At 71.2% G+C, this 9309-nt stretch carries 5 protein-coding genes and 3 pseudogenes; 5 read left to right on the top strand and 3 right to left on the bottom strand.

The window, feature by feature from the left end; translation table 11 throughout:
• Positions 1–657, top strand: a pseudogene (locus JM949_RS30280) (hypothetical protein); the annotation flags it as partial.
• 301 nt (positions 658–958) lie between these two features.
• On the opposite strand, the gene JM949_RS30275 reads toward JM949_RS30280, so the two are convergent.
• Positions 959–1648, bottom strand: a complete 690-nt coding sequence (locus JM949_RS30275) for a lysophospholipid acyltransferase family protein (protein ID WP_203151540.1) — start codon at positions 1646–1648, stop codon at positions 959–961.
• 95 nt (positions 1649–1743) lie between these two features.
• Positions 1744–4889: pseudogene (ileS, locus tag JM949_RS30270) on the bottom strand (isoleucine--tRNA ligase).
• Positions 4890–5229: 340 nt separating this feature from the next.
• Between ileS and JM949_RS30265 the strand changes: the two are divergent.
• The 3 genes from JM949_RS30265 (at position 5230) to sigJ (ending at position 7828) form a co-directional block, all read left to right on the top strand.
• On the top strand, positions 5230–6393 hold the full coding sequence (locus JM949_RS30265) for an acyltransferase family protein (protein ID WP_203151539.1): 1164 nt from the start codon (positions 5230–5232) through the stop codon (positions 6391–6393).
• A 131-nt stretch (positions 6394–6524) separates the two neighbouring features.
• Positions 6525–6956 carry a carboxymuconolactone decarboxylase family protein gene (locus JM949_RS30260; protein WP_238434161.1) on the top strand — a complete coding sequence of 144 codons (432 nt, stop codon included), beginning with the start codon at positions 6525–6527 and terminating at the stop codon, positions 6954–6956.
• Positions 6953–7828 carry an RNA polymerase sigma factor SigJ gene (sigJ, locus tag JM949_RS30255; protein WP_203151537.1) on the top strand — a complete coding sequence of 292 codons (876 nt, stop codon included), beginning with the start codon at positions 6953–6955 and terminating at the stop codon, positions 7826–7828. The genes JM949_RS30260 and sigJ overlap by 4 nt, the downstream gene beginning before the upstream one ends.
• A 33-nt stretch (positions 7829–7861) precedes the next feature.
• Here the strand turns inward: sigJ and ndk are convergent, their stop codons facing one another.
• Positions 7862–8287 carry a nucleoside-diphosphate kinase gene (ndk, locus tag JM949_RS30250; RefSeq protein WP_196919324.1) on the bottom strand — a complete coding sequence of 142 codons (426 nt, stop codon included), beginning with the start codon at positions 8285–8287 and terminating at the stop codon, positions 7862–7864.
• Positions 8288–8428: 141 nt separating this feature from the next.
• On the opposite strand from ndk, the pseudogene JM949_RS30245 reads away from it, so the two are divergent.
• Positions 8429–9309, top strand: a pseudogene (locus tag JM949_RS30245) (glyoxalase/bleomycin resistance/dioxygenase family protein); the annotation flags it as partial.

The raw sequence follows: 9309 nt of genomic DNA, 5'->3' as shown, positions 1-9309 counted from the left end.
GTGAAGGTGCCGAAGCAGCGTCGGAGCAAGCGCTCCGCACCGCCGGCGCCGCCGCCCGGGCCGCCGCCGGGCTGGCCGGCCCCCAAGGGGTACGTACCGGTTCGGCGGCGACGCCGCTGGCCGTGGCTGCTGCTGCTCACCCTGGCCTGCTGCTGCGGTTGCCCCGCGTACTACGGGTTTCCGATCTCGGCCCAGTACCCGGCCCGCTCGGCGCTGCCCGAGCAGGTGGAGGACCTCAGCCTGCGGCAGGACGACCGCAGCGCGGAGACGGCCCGACAGCTGCAGGGCGAGGTACGCAAGGAGCACTGGCTGGTCGAGGAGACCTTCGCCGGCGTCTACGCCACGACCAATGGCAAGCGGGTGACGGTCTTCGGCGGCACCGGCTTCCGGCTGACCCCGGAGTCGGACGCGGAGGCCGAGATGAGTCGGCTCACCGACCGGTACGCGCTGGCCACCCCGGAGAGCGTGGACACCGGTGTGCGCGGCAGGTACGAACGGTGCGCGGTGGGCCAGGCGGACGGCAGCGACGTGGTGGTCTGCACGTCGGTCGACCACGGCAGCATCGCCACCGGCGTGTTCACCAGGCTCTCCGTCGCGGACAGCGCCGACCTGCTGGCCACCCTGCGCGCCCAGATCGTCCAGCCGGAACGAGGCTGACCACTACGGACGACCTGGCCACGTCACGGCTGCGGTAACCCTGTGTCACGTCGCCCAGGTCGGCAGAGGTGCAGACGGGTATACCTGTGAGTCATATTTATGACTCACAGGTATACCCGTTAAAGGGAGAGGTGCCGTCGCGGCAGCGGCCAGCAGCCATCGGTCAGTCACGGCCAAGGGCCGGGCCGCGTCGCGGCCAGGGGCGGGCCCTGTCACGGCCAAGGCTCCGGCCCGGCCAGCGCACCAAGCTCCAGCGCGGCCAACGGCCCGGTGCCGGTTCGACGTGCCGCCCGCGCGGTGGTCAGGCGTCGCGGGTCGGGTCCGGGTGGGCGCGCGGCGGGGCGTAGCGGGGCACGTACTCCTGGCCGGTGAGCTTCTGGATCTCACTCATCAGCTCGTCGGTCATCTGCCGCAGCGACGTGCGGTCGTCCGGCCGGCCGCTGAAGTCCAGCGGCTTGCCGAACCGAACCGTGATCTTGGCAGCGCCGGGGCGGGGCACCCGGGCGCCGATCGGCTGCGCCTTGTCCGTACCGATCATGCCCACCGGGATGATCGGCACACCGGCGGAGATGGCCAGCCGGGCCGCGCCGGTGCGCCCCCGGTAGAGCTTGCCGTCCGGGGAGCGGGTGCCCTCCGGGTAGACCACCACCAGGTCACCGCCCTTGAGCGCCGGGATCGCCGCGTCGAACGCGGACAGCGCCGCGCGCCCACCGGCCCGCTCGACCGGAATCGCGCCCAGTCCGGTGAGGACGAACTTGGAGATGGCGCCCTTCACACCGGTGCCCTTGAAGTACTCCGACTTGGCCCAGAACGCCAGGTGCCGGGGCACCACAGTGCCGAGGAACAGTTCGTCGGCCACCGAGAGGTGGTTGCCGGCGAAGATCGCGCCGCCGGTCTCCGGCACGTGTTCCAGACCCTCCACGGTCGGGCGGAACGCCACCCGCAGCGTGGGCGCCACGGTCAGCTTGCCGATGGTGTAGAGCAGGGGCACTGGTCCTCCGGCAGATGAGGTGCGAGCAGGCGGTGTCACGGTAGCGGACGCGCCACACCCCGCAGACGGAGGTGCGGCGGCGTCCGCCCCGCGTGCTACGACCGGCGGACGGTGACCGTCACCCGTTCGCCCTCGCCGACCTCACCGGCGAAGCCATCCAGGCCCTCGGCGAAGTCCACCGAGTCGGCCAGCACCTCACCGGAGACGAAGTCGGCGAACGCGGCAACCGCCGCCCGCACCTCCTCGGAGGCCGACACCGACACCACGATCCGGTCCGAGACGTCCAGGTCGGCGTCCCGGCGGGCCTGCTGCACCACCCGCACCACGTCGCGGGCCAGCCCCTCGGCCGCCAGCTCCGGGGTGACGTCGGTGTCCAGCACCACGACGCCCTCGCCCCCGGGCAGCGGCGCGGAGTGCTCGGCGTCGGCGGCGACCAGGCGCAGCTCGTACTCCCCCTCGGCGAGGGTGACGCCGGCGGCCACCGGGGCACCGTCGACCAGCTCCCAGTCGCCGGCCTTGACCGCCTTGATCACCTGCTGCACCTGCTTGCCGACCCGTGGGCCGAGCGCCCGGGGCACCACCGTCAACACCTGCTCGCAGTACGCGGACAGCTCCGCGCTGAACTCCACCGCCTTCACGTTGACCTCGTCGGCGACCAGGTCGGCGAACGGCCGCAGCTGCTCCGCCGCCGGCGAGGCCACGGTCAGCCTGGCCAGCGGCAGCCGTACCCGCAGCCCCTTGGCCTTGCGCAGCGACAGCGCCGCCGAGGCCACCGCCCGCACGTTGTCCATCGCGGCGACCAGGTCGTGGTCGGCCGGGAACTCCTCCGCCGAGGGCCAGTCGGTCAGGTGCACCGACCGCTCGCCGGTCAGGCCGCGCCAGATCTCCTCGGCGGTCAGCGGCGCCAGCGGCGCCACCACCCGGCAGAGCGTCTCCAGCACGGTCGACAGGGTGTCGAAGGCGTCGACGTCACCAGACCAGAACCGATCCCGGGACCGACGGACGTACCAGTTGGTCAGCGCGTCCAGGTAGGAACGGACGGTGGCGCAGGCACCGGAGATGTCGTACGCGTCCAGCTGCGCGCCGACCGTCGACACCAGCTCGTTCGTCTTGGCCAGCACGTACCGGTCGAGCAGGTGCGTCGAGTCGGTGCGCCGCCGCGCCTGGTAACCGTCGGCGTTGGCGTAGAGCGTGAAGAAGTACCAGACGTTCCAGAGCGGCAGCAGCACCTGCCGGACCGCGTCGCGGATCAGCGTCTCGGTGACCGCCATGTCGCCGCCGCGCAGCACCGGCGAGGACATCAGCATCCAGCGCATCGCGTCCGACCCGTACGAGTCGAAGACGTGATAGACGTCCGGGTAGTTGCGCAGGCTCTTGGACATCTTGCGCCCGTCCGAGCCGAGCAGGATGCCGTGGCTCAGGCAGTTGCGGAACGCCGGCCTGTCGAACAGCGCGGTGGCCAGCACGTGCATGGTGTAGAACCAGCCCCGGGTCTGCCCGATGTACTCGACGATGAAGTCACCCGGGTAGTGGTGCTCGAACCAGTCCGCGTTCTCGAACGGGTAGTGCACCTGGGCGAACGGCATCGACCCGGACTCGAACCAGCAGTCCAGCACCTCCGGCACCCGACGCATCATGACTGACCGGTCGGGTCGTCCGGATTGGGGCGGACCAGCTCGTCCACCGCCGGCCGGTGCAGGTCGCCCAGGCGTACGCCGAAGTCCCGCTCGATGTCGGCGAGCGAGCCGTAGACGTCCAGGCGCGGGTAGTTCGGGTCGTCGGACTTCCACACCGGGATGGGCGAGCCCCAGAACCGGTTCCGGCTGATCGACCAGTCCCGGGCGTTCGCCAGCCACTTGCCGAACGAGCCGTCCTTGATGTGCGCCGGCGTCCAGTTGATCTCCTGGTTCAGCTCGACCATCCGGTCCCGGAACGTCGTCACGGCGACGAACCACGACGACACCGCCTTGTAGACCAGCGGGGTGTCGCAGCGCCAGCAGTGTGGGTACGAGTGGGTGTAGGTGTCCTGCTTGAGCACCACCCCCCGCTCCTTCAGCTCCCGGATCACCGGCTTGTTGACGTCGAAGACCTGCTCGCCCTGGTACGGCGGGACCAGCGCGGTGAACCGGGTGTGGTCGTCGACGGTGACGATGGTGGGGATGCCGGCCGCGTTGCAGACGTTCTGGTCGTCCTCACCGAAGGCCGGGGCGAGGTGCACGATCCCGGTGCCGTCCTCGGTGGTGACGAAGTCCGCGCCGAGCACCTGGTAGGCGTTCTCGCCGGCCTGCTCGACGAGGAAGTCGAACAGCGGCGTGTAGCGGCGTCCGGCCAGGTCCCGGCCGTACACCGTGCCGACCTGCTGGTAGCCCTCCAGCTCCTTGGCGTACGCGGCCAGCCGCGCCGCGCCCACCACGAAGCGCTCCCCGTCGCGTTCCAGCACCGCGTACTCGATGTCCGGGCCGACGGCGAGCGCCAGGTTCGACGGCAGGGTCCACGGCGTGGTGGTCCAGACGCCCAGCTTGACCGGCCCCCGCACCAGCTCCGGGGCGGACTCGTCGGCGGTCAGCTCGAACCACACCGACAGGGTGGGGTCGTGCCGGTCCCGGTAGACGTCGTCCATCCGGGTCTCGGTGTTCGACAGCGGCGTCTCGCACCGCCAGCAGTACGCCAGCACCCGGAAGCCCTCGTAGATCAGACCCTTGTCGTGCAGGGTCTTGAAGGCCCACATGACGCTTTCCATGTAGTCCAGGTCGAGGGTCTTGTAGTCGTTGGCGAAGTCGACCCAGCGGGCCTGCCGGTTGATGTACCGCTCCCAGTCCTGGGTGAACTCCAGCACCGAGGTGCGGCAGGCGTCGTTGAACCGGGCCACGCCCAGGTCGATGATCTCCGCCTTGCTGGTGATGCCGAGCTGCTTCTCGGCCACCACCTCGGCGGGCAGGCCGTGACAGTCCCAGCCGAAGCGCCGCTCGACGTGCCGCCCGCGCATGGTCTGGTAGCGCGGCACCACGTCCTTGACGTACCCGGTGAACAGGTGGCCGTAGTGCGGCAGGCCGTTGGCGAACGGCGGGCCGTCGTAGAAGACGTACTCGTTCTTGCCGTCGGTTCCGGCGGGACGGGCCTCGATGCTGGCCTCGAAGGTCTTGTCGGCCGTCCAGTGCTCCAGCACCCGGCGCTCGACCGCGGGCAGGTCCGGGCTCGCCGGCACACCGGCGGCGGTCGGGTCGTGCAACGGATAGGCCATCGGGTGTCGCTCTCCTCGCAGCTCACTCAACGTGGGTCTGCGAGGACGAACCTCCCCGGGGTACGCCTCGACGGCGTTCCCGGATGGCCCGCGGTACCACCCCGCTTGGCGGTCAGGATCGACCGCCCGCTCATTTGCCGGCTGTGACGGGCCGCACCCGTCCGGTTCTACTGGGCCGGTTGCCCGGCTGTTCTTCCGGAGGCTCACCGGTGATGGCCGGGTCATCGCCTTACGGCTATCCACGATACAAGACCCGCCCACCACCGCGCCGCCGACTAATCCCTGCACCCGGCCGGGTCCTTGGCTTGACCCCGGTGGCGCGCTCGCGCAAACTTCGCCGGTGCGTTCGCTTCGGTACGACGATTTCCAGGCCATGCGTCGATTCCCCGCCCTGGACGGGCTGCGGGCACTGGCCGCTGTCATGGTCATCGCCTTCCACTACGGCGGGCCGTCCTGGACATGGCTGACCGGCTGGATCGGCGTACACCTGTTCTTCGTGCTCTCGGGATTCCTGATCACCACGCTGCTGCTGCGCGAGGAGCACCGCTACGGCCGGGTCTCGCTGCGTGCCTTCTATCTGCGGCGGTTCTTCCGGATCCTGCCGGTCTATCTCTTGGTGCTCTTCCTGTACTGGGGGCTGGCCCGGATCAACGGCACCGCGGATTCGATCGAGCGGGGCATGAAGTACTACCTGCTCTTCCTCAACGAACTCCTGGCGCCGAACGCACCGTTCCTGCACTCCTGGACGATCGGCATCGAGCAGAAGTTCTACCTGTTCTGGCCGGCCATCGCCTTCGTGGCGGTCGCCGGCGTGTTCCGCCGTCGGCTGCTGGTGACGCTCTGCCTGCTGGTGCTCTTCATCGCGATGATCCCGCCGGACATCGCCTGGTTGAGCTGGCCGATCCACTACGTGGCGATCCTGCTCGGCTGCCTGACCGCGATCGTCGTGCACAACCCCCGGGGCTTCGCAGTGCTCCGGCCCCTGACCCACCCGGTGGTCGCCACCGTCGTCATCCTGGGCTTCGTCGGGGTCCAGGTGTGCGTGCAGTTCTGGCCCACCCGCCTCGGCCAGGAGGCGTTGATCGGTAGCTACGCCGCCGCGACGGCGGTGCTGCTGCCGGCCCTGCTCTCCCGCAGCCCACTCGCCCGTGGCCTGGGGGTGCGGCCACTGGTCTTCGTCGGCGAACGCTCGTACTCGCTGTACCTGGTGCAGGCCATCGCGGCCCGGGCGGCGGCCGGGCTGGTGCCGGCGATCGCCCACCGGAGCACCGCCTTCTTCCTCGCGACGACGGTGGTGGGGCTGGTCATCGCCGACGTGCTCTACCGCTGGATCGAGCTGCCCATGATCGAGGTGGGTCGCCGGCTGGCCGCCCGGGTGAGCCGACCCGGCCCGCGCGACGGCGCCGGGACGACGGCGGCCCCGGCGGAGGCACCCGTCGAGAACGTCCAGATCCCCCGCCCGCGCGAGGTGCTGCCCGACACCGTCCCGGCCACCCGCGGTTGACCGCACCGCTCGGCCGGCCCCCGCTCCCGCCCCTGGCGGCATGAGCGGGATCACAGCCACGACTGTCACGGCGCACCCGGCCGAACCGTCGTGACGGTGTCGGACCGATCAGGGAGGTTGTCGTGCAGAGGATGAACCCGGCCGAGGTCGCACCGCAGGCGTACCAGGCCGTCATGGGCATGGAGAAGTACGTTCGGGCGAACGTCGACCACACCGTGCTGGAACTGGTGAAGCTGCGGGCTTCGATGATCAACGGGTGCGCGTACTGCGTGGACATGCACAGCCGGGACGCGCTCGCCGGCGGCGAGTCGAGCCGGCGGCTGTTCGCGGTCGCCGCCTGGCGGGAAGCGCGGTTCTTCGACGAGCGGGAGCGGGCCGCGCTGGCCCTCACCGACGCGGTCACCCGGCTGGGTGAGCACGGCGTGCCGGACGAGGTGTGGGATGACGCCGCCAAGGTCTGGTCGGAGAAGGAGCTGGCCGACCTCGTCATGGCGATCGCCACAATCAACGTGTGGAATCGGATCGGCGTGACGATGCGGCTGGAGCCCCCGGCACAGGCGTGACCACCGGGGCGGCAGAGGCGGCCGGTGCGCTCCAGGCGCACCGGCCGATGCTGCTTGGGCTCGCCTACCGCCTGCTCGGCAGCCGACACGACGCGGAGGACGTGCTCCAGGAGGCGTACCTGCGCTGGCTGGGGGTGGATCGCTCGACGGTCGACGAACCCCGTCGGTACCTGTCCCGGGTGGTCACCCGGCTGGCGCTGGACCGGTTGCGCGCCCGGCAGGCGGCCCGCGAGACGTACGTCGGGACGTGGCTGCCCGAGCCGGTGCCGACCGCGCCCTCCCCGTTCGGGCCGTTGGACCGCGTGGAGCTACGCGACTCGCTCTCCACCGCGCTGTTGCACGTGCTGGAGCGGCTGACCCCACCGGAGCGGGCGGTGTACGTCCTGCACACCGCCTTCGAGCTGCCGTACGCGGAGATCGCCGAGATCCTGGGCCGGTCCGTCGACGACTGCCGGCAGCTGCACCACCGGGCCACCGAGCGGGTGCGGCGGGAGCAGCGCCGGTTCACCGCCAGCCGGTCGGAGCAGGAGCGGTTGCTGGACGCCTTCCTCGCCGCCGCCCGCGACGGCGACCTGGCGACGCTCACCGGCCTGGTCGCTGCCGACGCCACCGCCTGGAACGACGGCGGCGGCCGGGTACGGGCCGCGATCAACCCCGTCACCGGCGCGGACCGGATCGCCCGGTTCTTCGTGGGGATCTACGGCCCGCGCCACTCGATGACTGTGCACCCGATCGAACTCAACACCGAGCCCGGCGTGCTGGTCACCCGCGCGGACGGCACTCGGTACACGTTGACCATCGCCGCGGCCGCCGGGCGGATCACCGGGATCTACGTGGTCGGCAACCCGTCGAAGGTGCCACCGACCGCCTGAACCCCGGGGCCGCCGGTCGGCCCGAGGGACGCGTCAGCCCAGCTCGGGAAACCAGAGCGCGATCTCGCGCTTGGCGCTGTCCGTCGAGTCGGAGGCGTGCACCAGGTTCTCCCGGTTGGACAGCGACAGGTCGCCCCGGATGGTGCCGGCGGCGGCCCGGCGGCCGTCGGTCGCGCCGACCAGCCCACGCACCACGTCGATGACCTGGTCGCCGGAGAGCACCAGGGCGACCAGCGGGCCGCCGGTCATGAAGTCCTTCAGCGGCGGATAGAACGCCTTGTCGACGTGCTCGGCGTAGTGCTCGTCGGCGAGCGCGGCGTCCATTGTCCGGTGCACCATCGCGTCGATCCGCAGCCCCTTGCGCTCGAAGCGGGAGAGGACCTCGCCGACCAGGCCGCGGCGGACCGCGTCGGGCTTGATCAGAACGAGGCTGCGCTCATCCGGGCTGTTGCTGGACACGCTGGGTTCCTCCTGTACGCGCTGGACGCTCGGGCTCGGTACCGTCAGCCTAGCGACCCGGTCCCGGCGCCGGCGCGGCGGCCGGTCTTTCCCCCGGTGGCCGATCCGGCCTAGCCTGGCCCTGACCCCGGGAGGTCCACTGTGGCGAATGGCGGGAACCGGCCCATCGCGCCGGTACGCAAGCTGATCGGCACGGTGCTGGGCACCGTTGCCACGTTCGTCGTCCTGTTCGGCCTGGGCATGACCAGCTGGGCCATCGTGGCCCTCGGGGTCGCCCTGCTGGTGCTGGCGATCGCGCTGGCGACCGTGCGCGGCGGCGGTCGTACCTGGGTCGTCGGCGTCGGGCACGTGCACAGCGCCTCCGAACCACCCACCCAGTACGCTTTCGGCCGCTGTGAACTGCAACTGGTGATCGACGCGCCCGGCCTGCCACCGCGGTCCAAGAAGATCATCGAGCCCCGGGTGCCGGTCTCCAAGTGGCCGTCGCTGGGCCAGACCCTGCCGATCCGGGTCGCGTTGGACGACCAGCGGCACGTCAAGGTCCTCTGGGAGGAGGTGCCGACCCACGCCGAGACCGCCGCCGCCGTCGCCGACCTCCCGCCGGAGTTCGCCGACGCCGACGCGATGGACGAGCTGCTGATCCAGCAGGACGCACCCCCGTGGGCCGACCGCGCGCCCGACGACGAATTCCGGGACGACTTCCGGGAGCCGGTCGGCGACTCGTTCCGCGACCCACTCGGCCCCGAGCCCTCGCGCGCCGACTCGCCGCGCGCCGATTTTCCCCGCGACGACTCCCGACGCGACGACCCGGGCCTGCTGCCCGAGGAGCGCGAGCCGGTGGTGATGCACCAGAGCCCGGGTGGTCCGGTCGTGTTGGAGGGCGTCGTCGTCGAGCAACAGTCCGGTGCCGGACTGCCCAGGCGGGCCACCCCAGCACCGCGTCCGCCCGCCGAGGAGCGCTTCGACGAGCCCACCGCCGACCCGCTCGACCGGGCGGAGGATCCGCTCCGCGCCGACGCGAC

Origin of the sequence: Micromonospora tarensis (genome assembly GCF_016803395.1) — a bacterium.
Lineage (GTDB): Bacteria > Actinomycetota > Actinomycetes > Mycobacteriales > Micromonosporaceae > Micromonospora > Micromonospora tarensis.
This window is presented reverse-complemented; position numbering and strand designations above follow the sequence as displayed.